Origin of the sequence: Pantoea ananatis PA13 (assembly GCF_000233595.1) — a bacterium.
Lineage (GTDB): Bacteria > Pseudomonadota > Gammaproteobacteria > Enterobacterales > Enterobacteriaceae > Pantoea > Pantoea ananatis.
Window position 1 is genome coordinate 1148935 of sequence record NC_017554.1, and the last position, 23838, is coordinate 1172772.

Here is a 23838-nt window from a genome sequence, read left to right on the forward strand (position 1 = left end):
TAATAAAATATGTTCTATTTAAAACTTTTCCCGATCGTATTCTTTCCGGTTTTATTTTGGATAATACCGAATCCTGAAGAGATTTCCGCCACGACCTGGCATATGGTCGGCATTTATCTGGCGATGCTGTGCGGACTGGTATTTCGGCCTTTCACTGATGCGATTATTATGCTGATCATTTTGGGCATCGCATCGATCTTCATCGATCCGCATATTCTTTTCGCGGGTTACGGCACCTCAATGGTCTGGTTTATTATCAGTGCCTTTATTATTTGTAAGGCATTTGTCATTACCGGGCTCGGTAAGCGTATCGCTTACGTTCTGTTAAAACGCTACGGTAAAAATACGCTGACGCTGGGTTATCTGATGATGGTAACGGATACGGTGCTGGCCCCGGCAACCGGATCGAATATGTCGCGTTCTGGCGGTATCGTTTATCCCATTTTCAGAAATATAGCTGAGGCACTGGGATCGAAACCAGACGAGGGTAGCCGCCGGATCGGCGCCTATCTCACTATCCTGATGTATGTGGTGTCGATGGGGACGTCGAGCCTGTTTTTAACCGGTATGGCAACCAACGCCATTACTGTTTCACTGGCTAACGAAATTATGAAGGTTAATCTGGACTGGATGACCTGGTTTAAGGCTGCCATCATTCCTGCCGGATTTATCCTGCTGCTGTGTCCTTGGCTCCTTTACAAAGTCTATGCGCCAGAACTGAAAAAGATCGATAACGTTAATGAGATTGCTGAGCAGGGGCTGCGTGAACTGGGGCCGGTCAAACGTGAAGAGAAGCTGCTGATCGTCTTCTTCATCATGGGCGTTTTGGGATGGATGACGGGATCAATTACCGGTATTCCTTTTATCCCGGTCGGATTTGCCTTTCTCGCCTGTCTGTTGTTATTTAAAGTCCTTAGTTGGGAACATGTCGTCAGCGAGAAAGCGGCCTGGCAGACATTTGTCTGGTACGGTGCGTTTTACGGATGCGCCGTTGCGCTGTCAAAAGGGGGATTCTATGTCTTCCTGGTCGGCGTCATTAAAAACTACCTTGACCTGTCTCATCTCAGCGAATTTAGCGCAATCGGCGTGCTGATCTTTATCAGTCTTGCTGTGCGTTACTTCTTTGTGTCCAACAGCGCATTTGTTGTCTCCTTCTATCCCGTGCTGTTCACCCTCGGTATGACCACCCAGGCAGAACCGATGTATGTTGCCTTGTCTCTGGCATTCTCGGCGGGTTACGGCGCACTTCTGACGCACTACGGTAACGGCGCTGGCGTATTTACCTTCTCCAGTGGCTACGTGCCGCAAAAAACCTTCTGGCTGTTGGGCACCATGATGGTGCTGATTAACGTCATCGTTTATTTCCTGATTGGTCTCCCTTACTGGAAATTGATAGGTATTTAACCGGAGGATAAAGATGAAACTGGATTTGCTTATCAGAAATGGCCTGACGGTGGACAGTGACAAACAAGATTACCTCAGGCGGGATATTGGCATCATCGGCAACCGTATTGTTGACCTTGAAAACGTTGACAGCACCGAGGCGGAAACGGTGATTGATGCAGCGGGTTGCCTTGTTCTCCCCGGATTGATCGACTTTCATGCGCATGTTTTCCACGGCGGGACGGCGATAGGCGTTAACCCGGATGTGGTTTGTTTACCCAACGGCGTAACCAGCGTTGTCGATGCCGGCAGTAGTGGCTGGGTAAACTATACGTTGTTCCGTAACAGCGTGATTAATACGGCTACCGTGAAGATAAAAAGTTATCTTAATGTGGTCAATGTTGGCTTGTCTACGCTGGGTGGCGGGCCAACGGGATACCTGGAAAACACCAATCCGGCCAACTATAACCTGCCACGAATCAGGCAGGTATTAAGCGAAAATAAAGAGAATATTCTTGGGCTGAAACTGCGTTACAGCCAGGATATTGCCAAAGGCAAGTCGTACAGCAGCGATCCGTTTTTAACCACGGTTGCGCTGGCGCGTGAGCTGGAGACGTCACTCTGTGTGCATGTCACCGATTCCTTTCTGCCGGCGAATGAGCTCATTCAGCATTTCAACGCGGATGATATCTATGCGCACTGTTTCCACGGCACAGGCCATACCATTCTCAACGGTCGGGGCGAGGTGTACCCGTCTGTTCTGGCGGCACAGCAAAGAGGCGTAGTCTTTGACTGTTCAAATGGTGTGGCGCATTTCGATTTTAACGTTGCCCGCAACGCGATGGATCAGGGGTTCTACCCGGATATCATTAGCACCGACTTAACGCAGCGCAACAGTCTGCGTACCGATAAGGTCTACAGTCTGCTACATGTCATGTCTAAATATCTCAATATGGGCATGTCTTTGTTTGAGGTTATCAGGGCGGTCACGAGCACGCCGGCACGACTCATGAAAATGCAAGGGCAGATAGGTACGCTGGAGCCGAAGGCATTTGCCGATATTTCGGTGGTAAAACTGCGCAATGAAAAAATTGTTTTCGAAGATACTCAGGGAGCCAGACTGCAAGGCGAACGCTATATTGATAACTGCGTCACGATCAGTAATGGTCAGATCTGCTACCGGCGCCTGCATGGCTAATTTTTAACTACCTCGCCTCTCAAGCCTTGTGACCTGAATATAACAAGGCTTTTTTTACTCAAGCTGGAATGACGCCTGTCAATATCTCATTCATCGTTATCCTTATACTCGATGAAATAGCGAGCGACAAAAGCGAACCTTCAATGAAGTCTAATGAAATCGTCATTTTCTCCGTTTCAAAAACCATTACCCAACGCATTTTAAATGTTCTTATTGAAAAGCAGCTTGAACTGCCAGTGTACGAAACGGGCTATTCAGAAGTATTAGATAAAGCGAATGAAATGATTCGGTCTGGAACGAAAATCATTATTAGTCGTGGCGGGACTGCCGCGCTTCTTCGCAGCAATGTGACCATTCCAGTGATCGAGATAGCGCATGATTTTCATGGCATTTATCGTATTCTTAAGCAGGCGAAAAATAAATCGCAAAAAATTGCTGCGGTAGGTTTTCCCCAATTTTGTAACGCGCTCAAGCATTACCAAAACATGACCAATGAAAATCTAAAAATCTGTCAGGTCTATAATCACTATGACATCGAAAGTGTTGTAAAAAATCTTGCAGAAAATAACTACAAAGTCGTTATAGGCGGTCTGACAGTTGCAGAGATGGCGAAGAAATATGACCTCAATGTTGTGATGGGGGACACGGATAATAATTCAATTGAGCAAGCCATCAACGAGGCCTTCAGTTTGCTGAAATATATCCATCAGGAAAGTCTGAAGTTGGATATGAGCTATTCCGCGATGAATCAGTCTCGTGAAGGCATTATGTGCATTGACCAAATGGGGGAGGTGGTGAGCATTAACAACAGAGGGAAAACCCTTTTTCAGTGTCATGCTGGCGATAAAATTTACCGCAAAGACGCTTTCAAAGAGGTTTATCGCTCAATTATCGATGAGTCAGACGTAAAGGAAATGATCGTAGAACTCGACGGTGATTTTATCTGTACCTCAATAAAGCATTACACCAAGCGCCAGGATGGCTATTCCATCGTTACCGGGTTTATTCAGGGGAAGAGCCAGTGGCGAAACAGTGCAGACAAAAAGATAAAACAGCAAGGCTTTTATACTCGCTACGCTTTTGATGACATTATTGGTCATTCAGCCAGCATTAACATCGCGATTGATAAAGCCAAGCTGTGCGCGCGTCATGATGCCCCCATTCATATTTTGGGTGATACCGGCACCGGCAAAGAACTCTTTGCGCAGAGTATTCATCATCACAGCATCCGAAAACATGGCCCCTTTATCGCAATCAACTGTGCTGCCATTCCTGAAAACCTCCTGGAAAGCGAGCTGTTTGGCTATGCTGAGGGGGCATTTACTCATGCGCGGAAAGGTGGCAAGCCCGGCGTGTTCGAAATGGCGATGAAGGGAACGGTTTTTATTGATGAGATCAGCGAAGCGCCGCTCAATGTGCAGGTTAAATTACTGCGTGTCCTGCAGGAAAAGCAGTTTGTCCGTCTGGGGGGAGAGGCGCTCATTGCGGCAGACTTTCGGCTGATTACCGCCAGCAATAAAGATCTGCATGTTTTGGTTCAGTCGGGCGTTTTTCGCCAGGATCTTTACTACCGAATCAATATCCTGGAACTCAGGCTGCCTGCACTGGCTGAGCGCGAAGGGGATATTGAATTACTGGCGCGGCATTTACTGCATCAGCAGGGAAAAGAGATCGCGTTTACTCCGGATGCGCTGGATGTCTTAAGGCGGCACCGCTGGCCGGGTAACATCCGCGAATTACAGTCGGTTATCTACAGGCTGGCCGTGTTTCACGATCGCGATGTTGTGGACAAAGACGAACTGCTCAGGGCCGTGCAGGTTGCCGATGATTTTGGCTCTGCCAGCCAGCAATCCCTGCTTTGCGAGCCTGCGGAGAGCGAAACCCATTTGCTTAAAAAGCAGGAAAAACACCTCATCACGCGTATCATCACCCAAACTCAAGGGGATAAGGTCAGGGCGGCAGCCATCCTTGGCATCAGCCCGACCACCCTGTGGCGTAAGTTGAAAGAGTACGATCTTAACGGCTAACCGCGGCTGGCGAAGCGGCTTTGATGTGGTCAATAAATGCCCTTAACGCCGATGACATATAGTGGCGATTAGGATAGTAAAACTGCAGGCTGGGCTGCTCTGGTAACCACGCTTCCAGTACCGGAACCAGACGGCCAGCTGCCAGTTCATCTTTTACCTGTTCGTGATAGAGGTAGCCCAGTCCGGCACCGCACAGCACAGCATCACGTTGAGCGTCCATATCGTCCAGCAGGATATTACCGGCCGGAAGTATCTCAAGCCTGCCTTCCGGGCCGCTGAATTCCCATTGATAAATGCGACCGCTGCCGTGACGGAACATCACGCACTGATGATTCATGATGTCACGCGGGTGTTCAGGCGGTGCATGGCGGGCGAAATAGTCCGGGGTTGCCACCACAACCAACCTGATTTTGGGCCCAACGGGAAGCGCGATCATATCTTTTTCAAGCCTGCTGCTGAGGCGAATACCCGCGTCAAATCCCTCTTTCACGATATCGACCAGCCGGTCTTCCGTTGTGATTTCCACACGGATATCCGGATAAAGCCGACTGAATGTTGCCACCAGTGGGATTAACACCATGCGCGAGGCAAGACGCGATGAGTTAATTTTTAGCGAGCCCATGGGCGTCTGACGAAAACAGTTAGCCTCATCGAGTATCACATTGATTTCATCAAAGGCCGGGCGCAAACGCTCATACAGATTTGCTCCGGCTTCTGTCAGGGCAACGCTACGCGTTGTGCGATTGAACAGCCGGATTTTCAGCCGCTGCTCAAGTTGCTTTATTGCGTGGCTGACCGCCGAGGGCGACAGGCCAAGCTCGTCACCGGCCGCGCGAAAACTTTTGTGGCGTGAAACCGCGATAAAGGTCGCAAAGTCATAGACGTTCAGTTTCATTGGTGAAAATCTCTCATTAACCCATCTCAAATCATACGTTTCACACACTAATGTGGCGAGCGTAATGTGAATGCCTCAACACAAGATGAGGTGAAAGATGAAATCAACAAACCTGTATATCGTCTGGTCACATCCCCGTGCCGATTCACTCACCGCACAGATGGTGGAAAGCCTGCGCCACCGGGCGGAGCAGCGGGGCGCACATGTTAAGACGCTGGATCTCTACCGCAGTGGCTTTGATCCGGCGATGCGGGAAGAGGACGAACCCGAGTGGGAAAATCCGGCTAAGCGCTACTCACCGGAGGTGCATCGTCTGTTCAGTGAGCTTGACGATCGTGATGCGATCATTTTTGTCTTTCCGCTGTGGTGGTACAGCTATCCCGCCATGCTCAAAGGCTATCTGGAACGCGTATGGAACTACGGTCTGGCCTACGGTGAAAACAGCGCGTTAAAAGATAAAAAAGTACGCTGGCTGGTGCTGGTCGGCGGTTCTAAGCAAACCTTTATTAAATATGGCTGGGAGAAAAACATCACGGATTACATGATGGGCGTTACGGGCTATCTGGCGATCGGTGACGTGGAGGTTCATTTCCTCTATAACACCTTGGGTGTTGAGGAGACGATTGATGACAGCCACTCGCATTATGAGCAACTGTTTGCACAAGCGCAGGCGGTCGTAGACAGCACCATTGAATAAAGCATGGCAGGGCGATCGCTGCCCTGCAAAACGGCGTACATGACAGCCTGGCCTGTATCGGGCGTCGACAGGAGATGACCAAAATGAAAATAGCCATAGCGTGCCTGTTACTGATATCCGGCTCTGCCATTAGCGCGGTGGGCAGTTGCGATGTCATTGGAGGTGGGGCGCAGTATCAGGATCGTCTTACGCCGGATAACGTCGCCCACTATGTTACTGTCCGCACTTTCGATGCGTTGAAACAGGCTGTCGACAGCAATCATCCCTTCATCTATGTTCCGGGTGATGTCACCATCACGGTGCCGAATCAGCCACAGGCATTGCGCATTAAAGCCGGGCAGACGCTTTTTAGCAATCGTGGTGAAAAAGGCAGTCGGGGCGCTTTATTACAAACGCCATGGCTCAATGACGGACTTAATCAATATCCTGTGTATGTTGTTGAGGCTAAAGCAAGGATAACCGGGCTGCGTATTGAAGGCCCCTCTGGACAACCGGACACGCCGAATAAAACGATTGGCATCCAGTTTTTACCCGGCACCGATCATATTGATATCGACAACAATGAGATTTATCACTGGCCGTGGGCCGGGATTAGCGTAAAAACGTCCGTCGACAATAAAATTCATCACAACGTTATCCACGATAATATCCGTACCCAACTGGGCTACGGTGTGGTGGTACAAAATGGCCATGCCCAGGCCGATATCTACTGCAATACCTTCAACGCTAATCGTCATGCTATTGCAGGAAAAGGCGATGACGGTGAGGGCTATCACGCTTATAACAACCTTGTGCTCAATGGCGGAGCACGGGGCGCTTACCATCAGTTTGATATGCACAAGGGCGCGCAGGGCCACGGCGGGAAAAACATCATCATAAACAATAATCTGTTTGATTATGGCCGCTACGGGACGTCAAACCGAGGCAGTGTTTATATTCGAGGTGTACCGACCGACGGGCCGGTTAGCGTTAACGACAATCTGTTTACCCAGCCCTGGACGGTAGGCTTGCAAACCGCTGTGGGTGGTGTGCCTGGCTCAATCCCGCCGGTTGAGGAGATTAAACGCTACAATCGTTTCAGTGTGGCGGCACATTACAGCAAAGATGCGGCCGGATTTTGTGTTGTCTCCGTGGCAGAGCACAGGATGCCGGTGAACTGTGAGTCGGTTGCTTCTGTGCTTGAGAAATAAGCAATGGCGAGACAGCACAGAAAACCGGTCATCGGTTGCTGCGGGCCACCTTGTGATGTGGCAGATGGAAACGTACTGAACGACTGAACCTCACCACCTGCGTTTCAGGTTCCTCCCCATGATATCCTGCGGAGGAACCTGTCCAGGATCAGTCATAACAGGTTTTGGGGGCACCGCGCACGGCCATTCATTGTGCTTCAGCCTCGGACGTTTCCGGCACAACGGCGGGGTTTTTTTTGCCTAATAAGGCCAGCGCGTGTTGCTCTCCCCACTGCTTTAACAGCCCAAGCAAGGGCGCAAGCGAAGCGCCTTCTTCGGTCATGCTGTACTCCACCTTCGGCGGAACTTCAGCATACACTTCGCGATGAATTAACCCGACGTTTTCCAGTTCCCGAAGTTGTCGCGTGAGTACCCGCGGCGTGATATCACCCAGCCGTCTTCTTAGCGCATTAAACCGCAGCGTTTCGTTTTGCAGGTGGTAAAGAATCATCCCTTTACCCTTGCCGCCAATCAGTTCCAGCGTGGCTTCAACCGGGCAGGCCACCGCATCGTAATTTTCATATCTTGGGGTTTTTACAGTATCCAAAATGTACCTATATCACCTAAATGACCGTATTTAATAAAATGCACATATGGTCTATGTTTAGCAACTGCTGATTAAGACATCCCTCTTTTAACGGAGAAAAGCATGAAAGCACTTACCCTTAAAGCACCAGGCGGACTCAACAATATCCATGTGTCGGACATCGCCGATCCGGGCCAGCCGGGCAAAGGTGAGATTCGGGTCGCTATCAAAGCCGGCTCCCTGAATTTTCACGATCTGATTGTCGCTACCGGGCAGTTTCCAACCGAAGACGGCCGCATCCTGCTGTCTGATGGCGCAGGCGTGGTAGAAGCCGTCGGCGAAGGCGTTAAGGATTTCCGCGTGGGCGACAGCGTTGTGTCAACCTTCTTCCCCGTCTGGCTGTCCGGCAAACCTTCCGCAGAAGTGGGAGGCTTTGCCCATACGCCGGGCGACGGCATTGATGGCATGGCCAGCGCATACGTGGTGCGTTCTGAGAATGCCTTTACCCATGCCCCGAAAGGCTGGACGCACTGCGAGTCGGCCACGATCACCACATCTGGCCTGACAGCCTGGCGCGCCCTGATCACTGAAGGCAAACTGCAGGCCAACGACACGGTGCTGGTGCAGGGCACGGGCGGCGTGTCCATGGCTGCCCTGCAGATTGCTAAAGCGATGGGCGCGAAAGTGATCGCCACATCCTCATCAGATGAAAAGCTTAAGCACGTTAAAGCGTTGGGTGCCGATGAAACCATCAACTACCGCACCACTCCGAACTGGGGCGATAGCGTCCTCGCACTGACCAACGGCGTGGGCGTGGATCATGTTGTTGAGGTGGGCGGCCCGGCGACGCTGGGCGAGTCACTGAAAGCGGTCAAAATCGGTGGTCACATCACCCAAATCGGTATCATTTCCGGCGATGAAGCAACGCTCTCCATTCTGTCTGTTCTGGCGAAGCAGGTCACCATTAAAGGCGTGATCGTTGCCAGTCGTCAGGACCAGATTGACTACGTGAAGGCGCTGGAAAGCATGAACCAGAAGCCGGTTATTGACCGGACGTTTAAATATGACGATATTGCCGAGGCCTTCGCCTGGCAGCAGAGCGGCTCGCATCTGGGCAAAATCTGTGTTGAGTGGTGACAGATAGATAAAGTGGGCATGTAAGCCTTGTCATAAGAGGCGAAAACCTGCTTGTCGTCGGTCAAAAAAGGGTGCATACGCTGTGCACCCTTTTCAACAAAACCCCCTGCACAGCACGGGTAAGTGAGCGGTGTTATCATCCAACGGCTCGAACCTCGTCTGACTTGCAGGCTCTGCCCCTCTTCATCATCCTTTAGTCATTATCATGAATATAATACGCGGCATCAGCAGTCTGAAAATCGGTCATTTCGCCTGTGGCGATGCCCGTGGCTAATGCCTGCTTGTTGTCCAGCAGCTTATGGTTATCTTCACTGTAGGTGATCTTTTCAATCTGCTCGTCAGTGAGGTGGGTGCAGGACTGATAAATCGTTTTTATCACGTTCCGGTATCTGCTGGTAAATTCGGTTTTCTCGTCCAGCATATTTTCACTGACATTGCTACGCGGCGCGTTTCCAACGGTTGGCGCATGCAGTAAGAAAATGCTGTCACCCATAACCTGCCTCTTTTGTGCGCCGCAGTAGATCATCGTCGCCGAGGACTCGACGGAGGAGGCGTTCACGGTCGTAACGGGAATGGGGGAGTTTTTAACGACCTGATAACCAATTTTCCCGGCATCAATGTCACCACCGGGGCTGCTGATATAGAGCAGCACCTGCGTGGCTGATTTATAATTCTGACCGATCTCATCGAGCACGGATGAAAGCGACATCACCTTATTAAGCGTGACCACGCCGGTAAAAAACACCTTTACGGATTTAACCGTATTTGGCGGGCGTTTGCCGTCAACGACTCTGTTGATAGCAGCCAAAGAGGGTGCACTGATCGTAATAAGCAGGGCCGCTATCAAAGCGTTATATTTCATTGTTGAATCATCCCTCCGTTTTTTTTCATTTCTTATCAGCCACAGGGGTTTTATGCAATGCCGATTGGTTATTTGCAGGGCTTTGTTACCCTTTAATATATTTCACATTATTATTTATCAGGCATTTTTAATCGTTAGGGTGCGAATTTTTTTCCTCGCGATAGTAATAGCGTGAATCTCGGAATACCTGATGTTTAACACTGTTTTGAATATCGCGAAACCTGTTATCAGTGAACACCTGCGCCTCTGAACGGAGTGCTGTCACCTGAAAGCAAATGGCGGCGCATGGAGGATAATCCAGCTGTCGGGTGATTGCCGGATGACCGTGAATGCGTTGACCAGGCACGTTCGACGCGTGCACTGAAGGCGCTCTCAACACAAAACGCTGTCAGTGTCGGTCAGGTCATCGATTCGCGCCTTATCCTGGGTGTATTTTCGCCTGTCTGCGCTCGCGTGCAGTGAAAACATGAAGAGACCTTCGCGCGACATCACGTTTTTAGTGGCGGTGTATTAAGGCGCAAAATGAAACTGATAAGATGCCTTTTTTAAATTGTTACTGCTGCGGCAGGCAAAACCTGATTTCCTGGCCTCTTTCTCGTCGGCAGCCGACGCTGCCACATTATCCATCAGGCGACTCTGCCGAACGCCAGCCTTGCCGGTCTCTGCTGATATTTTGACTGTCGCATTTCTCCAACATCGCTCCCGTTTCAACGCGTAAAAACTCCTCCAGCGTCACATATCGCCGCTTATGCTGATACCTTTTTGTGACAAATAACACAACCTCATAACATTTACCTGCGGCGGAAAAAGTTTGACTAGATAATGAGTGTACTTTGTACACCACGGTTTTACAGAGTAAAACAAGAGATATATCCAGGCGTAAAACCATGACAATTCTGCGAGGAACACCATGTCTGACAAGATGCCGAATGGCGCATTAACCTCCGATATCGAACAGCAGACCGTAAAACGCGTGATAAGACGGATTCTCCCCTTCCTGATCGTCTGCTATCTGATCGCTATCATTGACCGCGGCAACATCGGGATGGCGGCGTTGCAAATGAACGAGGATCTCGGCCTGTCCAAAGCGGTATTTGGTCTGGCAAGCAGTCTGTTTTTTGTCGGCTATTTTCTGTTCGAAGTGCCCAGCAACTTAGCGATGCAAAAGATTGGCGCAAAGATTTGGATATCTCGCATTATGGTGACGTGGGGCATCGTGTCCGTCTGCACCGCCTTTGTTTCAAGCGCTGAAATGCTCTATTTCCTGCGCTTCTTGCTGGGTGCTGCCGAGGCGGGGTTTTTTCCCGGCGTTATCCTGTATTTGACCTACTGGATCCCCGGTAAGTACCGCGCCCGCGTCATCGCGACGTTTATGGTGGCCATTCCGGCGGCAAACTTCATTGGTTCACCGATCTCGGGCGCAATACTCTCACTGGATGGCTGGTTCGGGTTACGCGGCTGGCACTGGCTGTTTATTTTAGAAGGCATTCCAGCCGTGCTTTTAGGCGTCGCCGCCTTTTTCCTGTTAAGCAATCGCCCTGAAAATGCGACCTGGTTAACCGAAGATCAGCGCAACTGGCTCAGCACCACTCTGGCTGAAGAGAACGCAAAACGTAAAGTGATTGGTCATATTTCGTTGTGGCAGCTTCTGCGTCACAAACATATCTGGGTGATGGCGCTGATTTACGCAGGGGCTTCGGCTGCCGGGTCCACGCTCAGCGTCTGGTCGCCGCAGTTGCTTAAGTCGTTTGGACTCGACAACTTCACCACCGGGCTGGTCAACGCGATTCCTTATGGCCTGGCGTCGGTGTTGATGATTGTCTGGGGACGTAGCTCTGACCGGACGGGCGAACGCCGCTGGCATACCGCGTTAACGCTTTTCCTGATCGCGGGTGGGCTGCTCTCTGCCTTCCTTACGCAGTCGCTGGCGGGAAGCGTGGTGATTCTGTCGCTGGTTCTGATTGGTGCTTATTCCATGAAAGGCCCGTTCTGGGCGCTGGCGTCCGGCTGGATGTCTTCTACCACCGCAGCGGCGGGCTTAGCGGCTATCGGCGCAATGGCGAATCTGATTGGTGGTGGCCTGATGGTCAACGTCTACGGCATTATCAATGAGCAAACCGGCAGCCATGCGCTGGCGATGGTGCCACTGGCGGTACTCTGCGCGGCGGGCGGTATCGCGGTGCTGATCATGGGCCGCAAAAGCGCCGCAAAAATCGAGGTTGATCAGAGCCTGTCACCGGCAAGCAAATAGTGGGTTCAACCTGAAAAACCAGTAAAGCGCCTGCGGGCGCTTTTTTTGTAGCCGATGACATGGCGGAATAAGGCTTAACAGGAAAAGGTAAAGGCGCCGGAGCGCCTCAGGGGAGGGGATGACTATGCTTTGCGGTAAGGATCTTTGATTAACGCTACGGTAAACGCGCCAATCAGCAACACGGCGGAAACTGCCAGCAGCGCCCACATAAAACCCCCGCTTGTCTGACGCACATAGCCAATAAGCGAAGGCCCGACAAATCCCCCCAGATTGCCGACAGAAACAATCATGGCTAATCCGCCTGCGGCCGCGCTTCCTGTGAGAAAACCCGAAGGCAGTGCCCAGAATGACGCCTGAAAAGCCAGAATGCCGCTGACGGTAAAACACAGCGCAAGCATCTTCACCACCGGCTCATTCACGACGGCGCTGCAGGCCAGCGCGATGGCGGCGATAACCAACGCAGCGCTGATCCAGCGAATGCGGTGGCCGGAGGCATTGGCTCGCTGCGCCCAGAACAGCATGCTGAAGGCACCACAAATATAAGGTAGCGCGGTCAGAAAACCCGTGGCGGTATGGCTCACGCCAATCTGCTTGATGATCTGCGGCATCCACAGGCCCACGCCAATAGAACCGACAATGCCGCAAAAATTAATGAAAGCCAGCAGGTAAAGCAGGGGATTGCGCAGCGCGTCACGCAGGCTGGCACCGTGCGCCCTTTCAATTTGCTGCTGCTCGTTTGCCAGTCGTCGGCTCAGCAACGTTTTTTCCGCCTCGCTCAGCCAGTTGGCCTTTGCCGGGCGATCGTTGAGGAAGAACAGGCACAGGACGCCGAGGATAACGGCCGGAAACCCTTCCAGCAGCAGCAACCATTGCCAGTTACGAATGTGCTCATGCTCGGTGATTTGCATCAACATGCCGGATAAGGGCGCCCCGATGATATTCGCCACGGGGATCCCGACTAAAAATGCCGCCGTGATTTTTGCGCGCCAGCTTCCGGGAAACCAGTAGGTGAAGAACAGATAAATACCCGGTGTAAAGCCTGCTTCAGCCACGCCCAGGCAAAAACGGGCAAAGGCAAAGCTGACCGGCCCGGTAACGAAGGCGGTCGCCATGGAGATGATGCCCCATGAGATCATGATGCGGGCGATCCAGATACGAGCCCCCACTTTTTGCATGATCAGGTTACTGGGCACCTCAAACAGAAAATAGCCGATGAAAAACATCCCGGCACCAAACCCGAACTGCTCAGCCGTGATGCCCAGATCGGTGTTCATGCCCAGTGCGGCGAAGCTGACATTGGTGCGATCCAGATAACTGACCACGTAGCAGATGAAAATAAAAGGCAGGATACGGCGGAACGCTTTAGCCGCCGCCCGTTCGCTTTGTTCAAAATCCGTTTGATTCATGTCTTCATGGGATGCAGACACGGCTGCTGGCTCAACAGGTGAGCCAGTGCTTACAGAATGCAGATTCATGGTTGCCTCCGCTGCGTTCAGAAAACGCAGTGTTGTTCTCAGAGAAAATCGGTGGACAGGAAGGGCAGTGGATGGCCTGGTGTTTTCATTGAACAGGTAAGAATGCTGCCGCTGACCGATTCGGTAATAAACAGCTGCTGTAAATTTTCGCCACCAAAACAGAGATTGGTGGTGGAGCGTCCGGCGGGACTGGTGAGAATTTCTGCGGGCTCAGCCAGATCGTTCAGCAGCCAGACGCGGCCCAGGCCAGGGTTGGCAATCAGCAGCTCGCCGTGCGCGTTCATGGCTAATCCATCGGGACCGCTGGGGCCGTGCGAGGTAAAATACTGACCGACCTTGCTGACTGAACCATCGCGCTGAAGCGGCACGCGCCAGATCGCATTGCCACGCGTCATTGCGACATACAGCACTTTTTCGTCTGGCGACAGCACCAGTCCGTTTGGGCTTGGGCAGTTATCCAGCAGAATATCCAGCCTTCCCTCCTGGCTGAGCCGATAAACCCGTCCTGTGGGATCGTGCAGCCCGGTTTGCCCCTGATCGGTGAAATAGAGGTTCCCCCGGCTGTCGGGCGTTAAATCGTTCACGCCGCGAAAACTCTCGCTGTTACGGCGCGACAGCCATGGCGTGATTTTTTGCGTTTTGAGACAGAGCTTCATTAACCCGTGACGATAATCCGTAATCAGAAGCGTCTCCGGACCGACAAGTTTCATGCCGTTGGGTTCGCCATCGTATTGCACGACGATGTCCCAGTTGCCTGCCATATCAACGCGGAATATCCGGCCATAGGGAATGTCGGTCAGGTAAAGACAGCCCGAAGGATGCCAGACCGGCCCTTCAAGAAAAGAGTCGGTAAGCTGGCCGCCGCGATTCGCGGTGGCCCAGGCATTGTGACGGTCAGGTGCGCGGAAGCGGTCGGGCAACCGGGTAAAAACCGATGTCTGCCTGACCTCCGGTGTGGTCAGGCACATCATACGGTGGCTTCCTTTTGCGCTAATACTTTAAGCAGATTGGTTACGGAGGCCGTGCCCATTTTCACGTAAGAATTATCACTCACGCCGCCGATATGCGGCGTAATGATGACGTTTTCCACCTTCTGCCAGATGTGCGGCGCAGTCAGCGGCTCAACGGTAAAGCTGTCCAGCGCCGCGCCGCTGAGTCTGCCGCTGTTAAGAGCACGAATCAGGGCATCATCATCAATCAGTCCACCGCGCGCGGTATTCACCAGCACGGCGCCGGGTTTGAACTGTGCCAGGGCCTGGTCATTGATCATCTTGCTGTTTTGCGCAGTAAGAGGACAGTGCAGTGACACAATATCTGCGCGCGCATACAGCGTGGCTAAATCGTCCACCTGCTCACAGCCTGCGGGCAGCGTTTTCGCCCAGGGATCGTAAGCTATCACCTGCATGCCAAATACCCGACCAATGTCCGCCACCCGGCCGCCAATCGCGCCCAGGCCAACCAGTCCAAGCGTCCGGCCTTCAAGTTCAAGCGACTTGTGGGTGGATTTATCCCAGTGGCCGTCACGCATCCGGCGATCCAGCGGGATCAGGGATTTGGTGCAGGCCAGAATCATCGCCCAGGTATGTTCTGCCACCGCTGCTGCATTGGCACCGGGCGCAGACTGGACGCTGATGTTTCGTTCGGCCGCCGCCGTTTGATCGATAACGTCAATGCCGCTGCCATGCTTGGAGATCACCCGCAGGGCAGGCGCTGCATCCATGATGCGGGCGTTAATTTTTCCATAGCGCACCACAATCCCGACCGGATTGTGCTGCTCACAAAGCGCAACCAGATCGTCTTCTGACGGCTTAGTGCCCGCAAAGACCACCTCATAATCCTCCAGCATCGCGAGCGCGGCGGGAGCGATGTCTGCGCCGGTAATGATGACTGTGTCCTTTTTACGCATCACAGTTCCTCCCCTTCCGCTAACATGCCCGCTGCACGCAGGGCACCGTTCAACCAGCCCGGCCTTTTGTCTCCCGCTTTGATCGCCGCAATACGGCGGGTTTCCATATCCAGTTTTTTCGCCGCGAGCTCCAATACCACTTCTACTTCATCGCGTGGCACCACCACCACGCCATCGATATCACCCACCACCAGATCGCCCGCGTTAATCGTGGCGCCGGCAACAGAAACCGGGTAATTCACGCGACCAGGAATGAACTTCGTCGGGCCACAGGGATTGAGCCCGGCCGAGAAAACGGGATAGGTATGCGTGCTCAGTGCGTCCGCATCCCTGACCGCACCATCGATGATAATCCCGGCAATGCCGGATGCTTCGGCCTGGGTTGCCATGATTTCGCCTAACAGCGCGCAGCTGATATCGCCCTTGCCATCCACGACGATGACATCGCCGGGTTTGGCCACCGCCAGCGCAGCATGGATCGCCAGGTTATCACCCGGGCGCACTTCCACTGTTACCGCCGGCCCGGCCACTTTCATATGTGTGCCCAGCGGTTTGATACGGCCATGCAGCGTGCCGCGTCTGCCCGCGACATCCGCAATAATCGCGGCCTGAAATTCAGCGGCACGTCTGACATAATCACTGCTGACTCGCGTAACGTCTCGGTTGATCATCGGTTTTTCGTTCGCGGACATGGGTCACCTCACAGGTTGTTTGTTTTACAGAGTAAAACTGTGTTGTACATAATGAAATAACTATATCGGTGACACTGACCACGGCGCCAGTGTTGCGAGCTTGTTTGTGATGTAAACAAGATGTGACTCACAGTTTCGGGTACACTCGGTGCCAGCAAAAATCAGGAGAAGCGAAATGGGAAACGAAGGCGTTAATGCGGTAGAGAAGGCGCTGGCCTTGCTGGATTGTTTTAAGCCAGGCGAAGAAAGCCTGTCCCTGACGACGCTGTCGCAGCTTTCGGGCTACCACAAAACCACCGTTTATCGACTGATGAATTCGCTGGAACGTATGAGTTACGTGGTCAGAAGGGATAACGGCATTTACACCCTGGGGCCAAGGCTGCTTTATCTGGGCAAGCTCTATGAACAGTCGTTTCATCTGGCCAGCGTGGTTCAGCCCGAACTGCAAACGCTGGCCTCAGCCACAAAGGAAAGTGCCAGCTGGTATGTGATTGATAGCGGCCAGCGTCTTTGTGTCTTTCGTGCCGAATCCTCAGATGGCTTACGGCATACGCGACTGCCGGGCTCGCTGTATCCGCTGGACAACTCCGCAATTGGTCAGGTGCTGCGTCACTGGGGGATGGGCGAAACCTTGTTTGATGACGCAGCGGATTTACCGCTCTATACCTCGGGCGCGCGCGATCCCCATACTGCCGCCTTTGCCATCCCGGTGTTTGGCGAAGGGGATAAGTTAGCCGCAGCCCTGGCGTTAACCGGCCCATCGTCACGGTTAACGCTGGATCGCAAAGAGGCGGGATTGGGAGAACTGATGCGAGAGTCCGCAGCCAGACTTTCCGCTCAACTCGGCGCGAGAAAAGCGTTCTGTGATGTTGTTTACGCACACAACGCGTAAAAAACCTGTTGCTGAACGCGTGCATGAATACAGCCACAGGCTCTATATGCGCGCGTTGGCCCGCAGGTTGACTGAAAGCGCCGATGGCATAACCATCGGCGTTTTGCCCGGGGCGCAAGGTTAACGGTAGTAGACCGCAATGTGCTGTCCCGCCACGGTTTCAACCACGACAGGTATTTCAAAAAGGCGCTCAATAAGATCGGGTTTCATCATATCAGCCGGCGAGCCGCAGAAAAAAACCGCACCGTTCTTCATGGCGATAATATGGTCTGAATACGTCGAGGCGAAGTTAATATCATGGATAACCAGGATGATGGATTTTCCCAGCTCGTCAGCGGCGCGCCGTAGCTGCTTCATCATGGTCACGCTGTGTTTCATATCCAGATTATTCAGCGGCTCATCCAGCAGCACGTATTTTGTATTTTGACACAGCACCATCGCGACAAAAGCGCGCTGTCGCTGGCCTCCCGAGAGTTCATCAAGATAACGTTCAGCAAGCGGGAGCAAATCCAGAAAATACAGTGCCTGATGGATATGATGCTTATCGTTTTCCGTGATGCGCCCTTTGGAATAGGGATAGCGACCGAAACTCACCAGATCGTACACCGAGAGCCGGCTGGTGACCTGATTTTCCTGCCGCAGTACCGACATAATTCGCGCCAGCTTCTCGCTGTGCGCTTCATTGACGATGAGCGAATCGATTCTGACCTCACCGCTGTCGGGCTTCAACAGTCGGCTAATCACCGACAGCAAGGTTGATTTGCCTGCCCCATTGGGCCCGATGATTGAGGTAATGCCCGATGAGGGCAGGGTTTCGTTGATGTTTTTAAGGACAGATAACGGGCCGTATGCCTTATTCACATTCACAACTTCAATCACGTCGCCACCTTTTTCAGAATCAGGTAAATAAACAGTCCACCGCCTAAAAATTCAATAATGACGGACAGCGTGCCCGCCATGTTAAACACCTGCTCCAGGATTAACTGTCCGACCGTCAGCATGATGATGCCAATCAGCACCGTACCCGGAAGCAGGTAGCGATGACGCCACGATCCCACCACGGGCCAGGCAAGGTTGACCACCAATAGCCCCAGAAATGTCATCGGCCCGACCAGCGCAGTTGAAATTGCCACCAGGAGCGAAACCAACAGCAACAGACCGGTGACATAACGCTGAAAAGGGACACCAAGTGCCGTCGCGCTATTGCGCCCTAACGCAATAACGTCCAGGCGGTGCCGTATGCGCCAGACGATAATCGTGATTGCAGCAATCAGCACGGCCGAAAGGGCCAGCACCGCCGGGTCAGTATGGGTAAAAGTGGCAAACATCCGGCTTTGCAGCACGGCGAATTCGCCAGGGGAGAGTAAACGTTGCATCAGACCCGAAAGGCTGCGAAAGAGGGTGCCAAACACCAGGCCCGTTAACAGTACCCGGTGAAGATCCAGCCCACTGCGGTTAAATAGCCAGCGATAGAGCAGCGTGGCAAAGATCATCAACAGTGCCGTTTCGCCAAGAAACGGCACCATACTTCCTACCTGGCTCAGTTGCGAAAGCTGAACAAAAAATACCAGCAGGGTTTGGATAAACACAAAAAGCGACTCAAGGCCCATGACCGAGGGCGACAAAATGCGATTTTGCGTGATGGTTTGAAAAAGCAACGTACTGATGCCGGATGCAAAGGCGACCAGCACGATGGTGAATAAAATCTGCCCCCGATGTTTTAATACGTAGCTGATGTTTCCCTGCAGATGCAAGGTCATAAAGACAAAGGAAACAATGACCGCAAGCAGGGCTAACAGGCTGATTCGCCAGACGGGCGAGGAGACGTTTTTCAGGGCGCGGGACAGCGGTGACAGATCAGTTGCCATAGCGCCTTCCTCTGATAATCAGCACCAGAAAAACCGCCGCGCCCAGTACGCCGAGTAAGGCACTGACCGGGACTTCAAAGGGATAAATAATCAGCCGCCCCAGGATATCGCAGCTTAAAACCAGTATGGCACCTGTCATCGCGACCCAGGGCACGGTGCGGCGCAGGTTATCGCCGAAAATCATGCTGACAATATTCGGCACAACCAACCCGAGGAAAGGCAGAACACCGACGACAACGATCACCACGCCGCTGACAATGGCGATCATCGCCATCCCCGTTAACTGGATCTGGCGATAGTTCAGCCCGACGTTAACCGAGAAGTCCTGGCCCAGACCGGCCACCGTGAAGCGATCGGCAATCAAGGCCGCCAGCAGGGTAATCAGTCCGACAATCCAGATCAGCTCATAGCGGCCCTGCATTACACTGGAAAAGTCACCGGATTCCCAACTGCCCAGCGACTGCAGGATATCAAACTGCATCCCCAAAAATGTCGTTACCGAGCTGAAAACGGCGCCCAGCATGATGCCAGCCAGCGGCACAATAAACGCGCTTTTCTGCCGGATACGCTGAATGAGCAGCATAAACAGTACCGTACCGGCCAGCGCAAACAGGGAAGCGATGCACATTTTGACGATAACGGGCGCCGCCGGATACCAGACCATCACCAGCAGAAGCCCCAGGCTTGCGGATTGCGTGGTGCCCACGACTGAAGGCTCAACAAAGCGGTTCTGCGTCAGCATCTGCATGATCTGGCCCGCCACGCTCATCGCGCTACCGGCAAGCACCAGCGCGACGGTACGTGGAAAGCGGCTGACAAACAGAATTTCCCGCATCTCGGTATCGTGCCACAGGTCGATTAATGACATGCGGGTTACGCCCGTGACTAAGCTCAGCATAACCAGCGCAGACAGCAGCCCCAGGCCCATGAGATAAGCCCCGTATTTCATTCAGGCTGCTCTCTGGCAGCGAGCAGTTGCTGTTTGATCTGGCTCATCATGAGGCTGTAGCTCTGGATCCCGCCGGCAATATACAGCGAGGCGGAATCCAGCCAGATAATCTGCTGCTTTTTCCATGCGGTGGTGCGGCGCACCAGCGGATTATCCAGAACCTGACGGGCCGAGAGGCCTTCTTTACTGCCGATGGCGCTGTCACGGTCCAGAACGAACAGCCAGTCGGGATTCGCCTGCATGATCAACTCGGGTGAAATGGCATTGCCATGTTTGCTGGCGTTGGGCAGAGAGAGTGCAGGCTTGAACTGCAGCACATCAAAAACAAAACCAAAGCGGGAGTGCGGCGTATAGGCGCTGAGTTTGCCGCCGTTAACCATTAACATCATGGCGCTTCCCGACCGGGCGGCGAGGGGGCGAAGGTCTGCAATCTGCGCGTTAAATGCGGTTAAAACGGCTGTTGCCTGCGCCTGTTTGCCAAAGATCTCCCCCAGTTGCGTCGTGCGTTGCGTCAGGCTTTGCATGAAATCATGCGGGTCAATATCCAGAGAAACGGTGGGCGCGATACCGCTGAGTTTATTGTAGGCCGCCAGGGCTCTGCCACCGGCAAAGATCGCCTCCGGTGCGGCGGCGCTTAAGGCTTCATAGGCGGGCTCAAACAGCGTTCCGGCATTGAAATAGCCCTGACCATTATATTTAGCCAGATGCGCCGGATAGGTGAAGCCGGCTTGCGGGACGCCCGCCGGTGTAATGCCTAATGCATCGGCAATATCCAGCGTGGACGGATTGAGGATCACCACGCGTTGAGGGTGCTGCGGCAGCGTCGTGGTTCCCTGCAGATGCGCTACCCTGACCGTTGGTGCTTCACCAGCAGATGCCGGAGGCAAAACCGTCAGTACCCAGGCCAGGGGCAATAAAATCGACAGAAACGGGAAACGCATGTGTTCTCCTTGCGCGTGGTTAGGGTCCGTATAAGGTCATGGGTTTTGGTTTATACGCAGTTCTGATTACCTGCTTTACGCGCCTGTATCACGCAGCGGTCGCAATGCATAAAACGTGATGCCGGGCCAGTTACTGTTCAGGCTGCTCTCTGTCCATCCCACGCTCGCTCAGATAAATCATCCTGTGACGGCACCATTGACGGGGCGGCGTGAAAGCATCAGTGGGGCGATCAGAATGACGCCGTTATTGAGGCATACATCGTGCGGCCGGGAACCGCGTAGTTGTTGCCTGAAACCCCGCTTGAGGATGGATGGTCAGAGACAGGGTTTTTATCAAAAAGATTGTCCAGCCCGGCATTAAACTTAAGGTTTTTCGTTGCCCGGTACTGGCCAGACAGGCCATAAATCATGTAGGCATTGCGGATGCGTGCCGTCGCGGTATTGCCTCTCGCCGCCTGGTCTGCGCTGCTGTTCAGCCCCAGCATCTTTCCGTAGTATTTTGCGGTAAATGAAAGGCTGATGTCGTCATTGACCTGCCAGTCAAGGGAGGACCACGTGGCGAGCGTTGGCGTTGTCACGAGCATCACGCCCAGAGAATCTTCGGCTTTGAGCATTCGCGTGAACGTATTACTCAGCGACAGGCGCTTCATCCAGGGGCCCATTTCTTCTGAAATCAGGGGAAGGGTCACATTGCCTTCCAGGCCCTGAGTTCGCGCCGTATCAAGATTGACGCGTTCAAGCCAGTAGCGGCCTGAGGTATCACCGGGTAAATAGCCAACAGGCGCAGAGGCGATTTTGTCTTTGAAGCGGCTGTCGAAGAACGTCAGCCCCGCGCTCCATCCTTCATAATCGAAGATCGCGCCCACTTCCCAGTTTTGTGACGTTTCAGGCTTGAGTTTATCGCTGCCCATCGTGTAACAGCCGCCGCCGTGGTAATCGGCATAGCCGTTACATCCAGCGCCTTTTGAGGATTCAATAAAGCCTTTACTGGCCTGGCGCACGCTGGGTGCTTTAAAACCTTCTGAATATCCCCCTTTTAACGTCAGCGTATCCGTGGCCTGCCAAACCAGATAGGCGCGTGGCGTTGTCCTGTTACCGTAATCGGTATTATCTTTGCGCAGGCCCAGCGTCAGTGAAACAGTATCCAGCAGGTCGATTTGATCTTCGACAAACAGGCCGGTACTTTTGGCCTGAGCGTGATGTTTGCCATAGCTGCTGGAGGCGTCCGCCACCACGCCAACAGAGCGAGGGTTGTTCAGCTCTTCTTTTTTCCACTGTGCGCCGACAGTCAGGTTATGTGGTAAACCGAATTCAAATGGCAGGTTAATATCGCCTTCAACAATGCGTTCTTGATTCCACAGCGCCACATCCTGACTGCCCGTCACCGTACCGCCAGAAATCACCGGAATATCGGTTACCCAGTTTTTAAATTTATTTTGATAAACGTTCAGCTTTGCCGTGCCGAAATCAAAAATACCGCGATAATCGAGCGCATAATTTTCACGTTCAAGTTTATCCACACCGCGCAGCGCAATTTCACTGCCATCCATGGATTCACCGGGAATACCTCGCTCGGTTCCCTGCTGAGTGGAAACGGCGATGCGCTGATGAGGGGTGATATCCCAGCCGAGTTCTGCGCCGTAATTTTCATTTTTGCGGCCTTCCTGGCCGCTTCCCCAACGCAACGTGTCGGTTTCGCTTTTATCCGCTTCGCGCTTGTTCCACGAACCGTTAACACGCAAATCAAATCCCTGGCCCAGCGGACCACCAATGCTGCCTGTCCAGGTCTGGGTATTGCCCCGGTTGCCATCCTGCGGCCGTCGGGTGCCTGCCGTTAATGCGCCGTGCCAGGTATCGCTATTTTTCTTTGTGATAATATTCACGACTCCGCCCATTGCATCCGAACCATAGAGCGCGGACATGGGCCCTCTGACCACTTCAATGCGTTCAATCGCATCAACGGGGATCCAGTTAATATCGTCGAAATAGTTTTGCTGGGTGCTTTTAATACCGTTACTTGAGCCGATGCGTTTGCCGTCAACCAATAACAGCGTATAAGCCGCGGGCATACCGCGCAGTTGAATACCGGAACTGACGTCTGTGCCAATGGCTTTGGTCACGCCTGCGACACGTTCAAGAATATCGGCCAGGTCCGTGGCGGATTTACCAATGTCTCTTTCCAGCTGTTCTGCCGTGATAACAGAGATTGATGCAGGGGCATCTTTCAGTCGCTGTTCAATCGCCGATGCCGTTACCACCATGACATCTTCACTGTCTTCATTCCTGTCAGACTCAGCCAGAGCGGGGGAGATCATGCCAACAGCGGGAACCAATAAACTCGTGGTAATATGGCGAGTGATTTTTTTCAACGGCATCATAACGATTAATCCTTTAACGATTGTCATCCAGTTGATATATCCCTGAGCGAAAGAAATCATAATTCCATATGCAAATGGGAATCAACTCAATAATCATTATCAATTGCCGGAAAAATAAATCCGTCATGAAACTGAGTGGTTTTTTTAACGAATTAAATTGCCAGCAAGCGTCGTAAGAATACCAGGGTGCCACAAATGCGCCTGAACTAACTGATTAAGATTGCAAGGTTTTGGGATTGTATTTGGCTAAATTTAAATTTTCATTAACGCTGGTTTGAATAATGAGTTGTCTATAAATAACGCTTAAATATTAGATATTCTCTTCTTTGTCTCAGAAGACATATACAGGCAATTAACAATTTCGGGCTTGGTTATTAACTTTCAATAAGCGTTTTATTTATATTTTAACGATGATCAGGCCGGAGTTGCGGTGCAGGTAACGCGTAATCTGAGGGAAACTGGAAAATCAGGCGAATCTTTTATTCAGAATAATGATGAATATCGTATTCAGAGGCGGTGGGAATATTGCAGT

General features: G+C 52.5%; 20 protein-coding genes. 8 read left to right on the top strand and 12 right to left on the bottom strand.

The annotated features are described in order from the left end of the window. Window positions 1-9 precede the first annotated feature (9 nt). The 3 genes from PAGR_RS05550 to PAGR_RS05560 all read left to right on the top strand — a co-directional run bounded on the left by PAGR_RS05550 (window position 10) and on the right by PAGR_RS05560 (window position 4608). Entirely contained in the window at window positions 10-1404 is a 1395-nt protein-coding gene (locus PAGR_RS05550; RefSeq protein WP_014605220.1) for a DASS family sodium-coupled anion symporter, read from the top strand. A gap of 13 nt (window positions 1405-1417) precedes the next feature. Continuing rightward, window positions 1418-2581 (top strand): metallo-dependent hydrolase, encoded by a 1164-nt coding sequence (locus PAGR_RS05555; protein ID WP_014605221.1) that lies wholly within the window; start codon window positions 1418-1420, stop codon window positions 2579-2581. Window positions 2582-2724: 143 nt separating this feature from the next. Beyond that, window positions 2725-4608, top strand: a complete 1884-nt coding sequence (locus tag PAGR_RS05560; RefSeq protein ID WP_044042523.1) for a sigma-54-dependent Fis family transcriptional regulator — start codon at window positions 2725-2727, stop codon at window positions 4606-4608. Here the strand turns inward: PAGR_RS05560 and PAGR_RS05565 are convergent. Then, window positions 4598-5503, bottom strand: coding sequence for a LysR family transcriptional regulator (locus PAGR_RS05565; RefSeq protein WP_014605223.1), 906 nt, complete (start codon window positions 5501-5503; stop codon window positions 4598-4600). The genes PAGR_RS05560 and PAGR_RS05565 overlap by 11 nt on opposite strands. Window positions 5504-5600: 97 nt before the next feature. On the opposite strand from PAGR_RS05565, the gene PAGR_RS05570 reads away from it, so the two are divergent. Together PAGR_RS05570 and PAGR_RS05575 are read left to right on the top strand one after the other, a co-directional pair. Then, complete coding sequence (locus tag PAGR_RS05570) at window positions 5601-6200, top strand: NAD(P)H oxidoreductase (RefSeq protein WP_014605224.1); 600 nt, start codon at window positions 5601-5603, stop codon at window positions 6198-6200. Window positions 6201-6283: 83 nt separating this feature from the next. Next, a complete protein-coding gene (locus PAGR_RS05575; protein ID WP_227008697.1) occupies window positions 6284-7390 on the top strand; it encodes a right-handed parallel beta-helix repeat-containing protein in 1107 nt (368 codons plus the stop codon). 187 nt (window positions 7391-7577) lie between these two features. Here the strand turns inward: PAGR_RS05575 and PAGR_RS05580 are convergent, their stop codons facing one another. Then, entirely contained in the window at window positions 7578-7976 is a 399-nt protein-coding gene (locus tag PAGR_RS05580; protein ID WP_013026830.1) for a winged helix-turn-helix transcriptional regulator, read from the bottom strand. A 102-nt stretch (window positions 7977-8078) separates the two neighbouring features. On the opposite strand from PAGR_RS05580, the gene PAGR_RS05585 reads away from it, so the two are divergent. Further along, window positions 8079-9092 (top strand): zinc-dependent alcohol dehydrogenase family protein, encoded by a 1014-nt coding sequence (locus PAGR_RS05585; protein WP_014605226.1) that lies wholly within the window; start codon window positions 8079-8081, stop codon window positions 9090-9092. Window positions 9093-9285: 193 nt separating this feature from the next. Here the strand turns inward: PAGR_RS05585 and PAGR_RS05590 are convergent, their stop codons facing one another. After that, a complete protein-coding gene (locus PAGR_RS05590; protein ID WP_014605227.1) occupies window positions 9286-9954 on the bottom strand; it encodes an ATP-dependent Clp protease proteolytic subunit in 669 nt (222 codons plus the stop codon). A 910-nt stretch (window positions 9955-10864) separates the two neighbouring features. On the opposite strand from PAGR_RS05590, the gene PAGR_RS05595 reads away from it, so the two are divergent. Continuing rightward, window positions 10865-12205 carry an MFS transporter gene (locus tag PAGR_RS05595; RefSeq protein WP_013026827.1) on the top strand — a complete coding sequence of 447 codons (1341 nt, stop codon included), beginning with the start codon at window positions 10865-10867 and terminating at the stop codon, window positions 12203-12205. A 122-nt stretch (window positions 12206-12327) separates the two neighbouring features. On the opposite strand, the gene PAGR_RS05600 is transcribed toward PAGR_RS05595, so the two are convergent. From PAGR_RS05600 to PAGR_RS05615, 4 genes are read right to left on the bottom strand one after another with little or no spacing between them, the layout of a single operon-like run. Next, window positions 12328-13680 carry an MFS transporter gene (locus tag PAGR_RS05600; protein ID WP_014605228.1) on the bottom strand — a complete coding sequence of 451 codons (1353 nt, stop codon included), beginning with the start codon at window positions 13678-13680 and terminating at the stop codon, window positions 12328-12330. Window positions 13681-13718: 38 nt separating this feature from the next. After that, on the bottom strand, window positions 13719-14651 hold the full coding sequence (locus PAGR_RS05605; protein WP_014605229.1) for an SMP-30/gluconolactonase/LRE family protein: 933 nt from the start codon (window positions 14649-14651) through the stop codon (window positions 13719-13721). Next, the gene (locus PAGR_RS05610; RefSeq protein WP_014605230.1) at window positions 14648-15586 is read right to left on the bottom strand and encodes a hydroxyacid dehydrogenase; all 939 of its coding nucleotides are present in this window, start codon (window positions 15584-15586) and stop codon (window positions 14648-14650) included. The genes PAGR_RS05605 and PAGR_RS05610 overlap by 4 nt, the downstream gene beginning before the upstream one ends. Beyond that, window positions 15586-16278: an RraA family protein gene (locus tag PAGR_RS05615; RefSeq protein ID WP_014605231.1), complete on the bottom strand. Its 693-nt coding sequence runs from the start codon at window positions 16276-16278 to the stop codon at window positions 15586-15588. The genes PAGR_RS05610 and PAGR_RS05615 overlap by 1 nt, the downstream gene beginning before the upstream one ends. 175 nt (window positions 16279-16453) lie before the next feature. On the opposite strand from PAGR_RS05615, the gene PAGR_RS05620 reads away from it, so the two are divergent. After that, the gene (locus PAGR_RS05620; protein WP_014605232.1) at window positions 16454-17170 is read left to right on the top strand and encodes an IclR family transcriptional regulator; all 717 of its coding nucleotides are present in this window, start codon (window positions 16454-16456) and stop codon (window positions 17168-17170) included. A 120-nt stretch (window positions 17171-17290) separates the two neighbouring features. On the opposite strand, the gene PAGR_RS05625 is transcribed toward PAGR_RS05620, so the two are convergent. The 5 genes from PAGR_RS05625 to PAGR_RS05645 all read right to left on the bottom strand — a co-directional run bounded on the left by PAGR_RS05625 (window position 17291) and on the right by PAGR_RS05645 (window position 23306). Next, entirely contained in the window at window positions 17291-18049 is a 759-nt protein-coding gene (locus PAGR_RS05625) for an iron ABC transporter ATP-binding protein (RefSeq protein WP_014605233.1), read from the bottom strand. Next, a complete protein-coding gene (locus PAGR_RS05630; RefSeq protein ID WP_014605234.1) occupies window positions 18046-19038 on the bottom strand; it encodes an iron chelate uptake ABC transporter family permease subunit in 993 nt (330 codons plus the stop codon). The genes PAGR_RS05625 and PAGR_RS05630 overlap by 4 nt, the downstream gene beginning before the upstream one ends. Next, entirely contained in the window at window positions 19028-19987 is a 960-nt protein-coding gene (locus PAGR_RS05635) for an ABC transporter permease (protein ID WP_014605235.1), read from the bottom strand. Before PAGR_RS05635 ends, PAGR_RS05630 begins: the two co-directional genes overlap by 11 nt. Beyond that, window positions 19984-20928 carry a siderophore ABC transporter substrate-binding protein gene (locus PAGR_RS05640; RefSeq protein ID WP_013026818.1) on the bottom strand — a complete coding sequence of 315 codons (945 nt, stop codon included), beginning with the start codon at window positions 20926-20928 and terminating at the stop codon, window positions 19984-19986. Before PAGR_RS05640 ends, PAGR_RS05635 begins: the two co-directional genes overlap by 4 nt. Before the next feature lie 230 nt (window positions 20929-21158). Then, entirely contained in the window at window positions 21159-23306 is a 2148-nt protein-coding gene (locus tag PAGR_RS05645; RefSeq protein ID WP_227008698.1) for a TonB-dependent receptor domain-containing protein, read from the bottom strand. Window positions 23307-23838 lie beyond the last annotated feature (532 nt).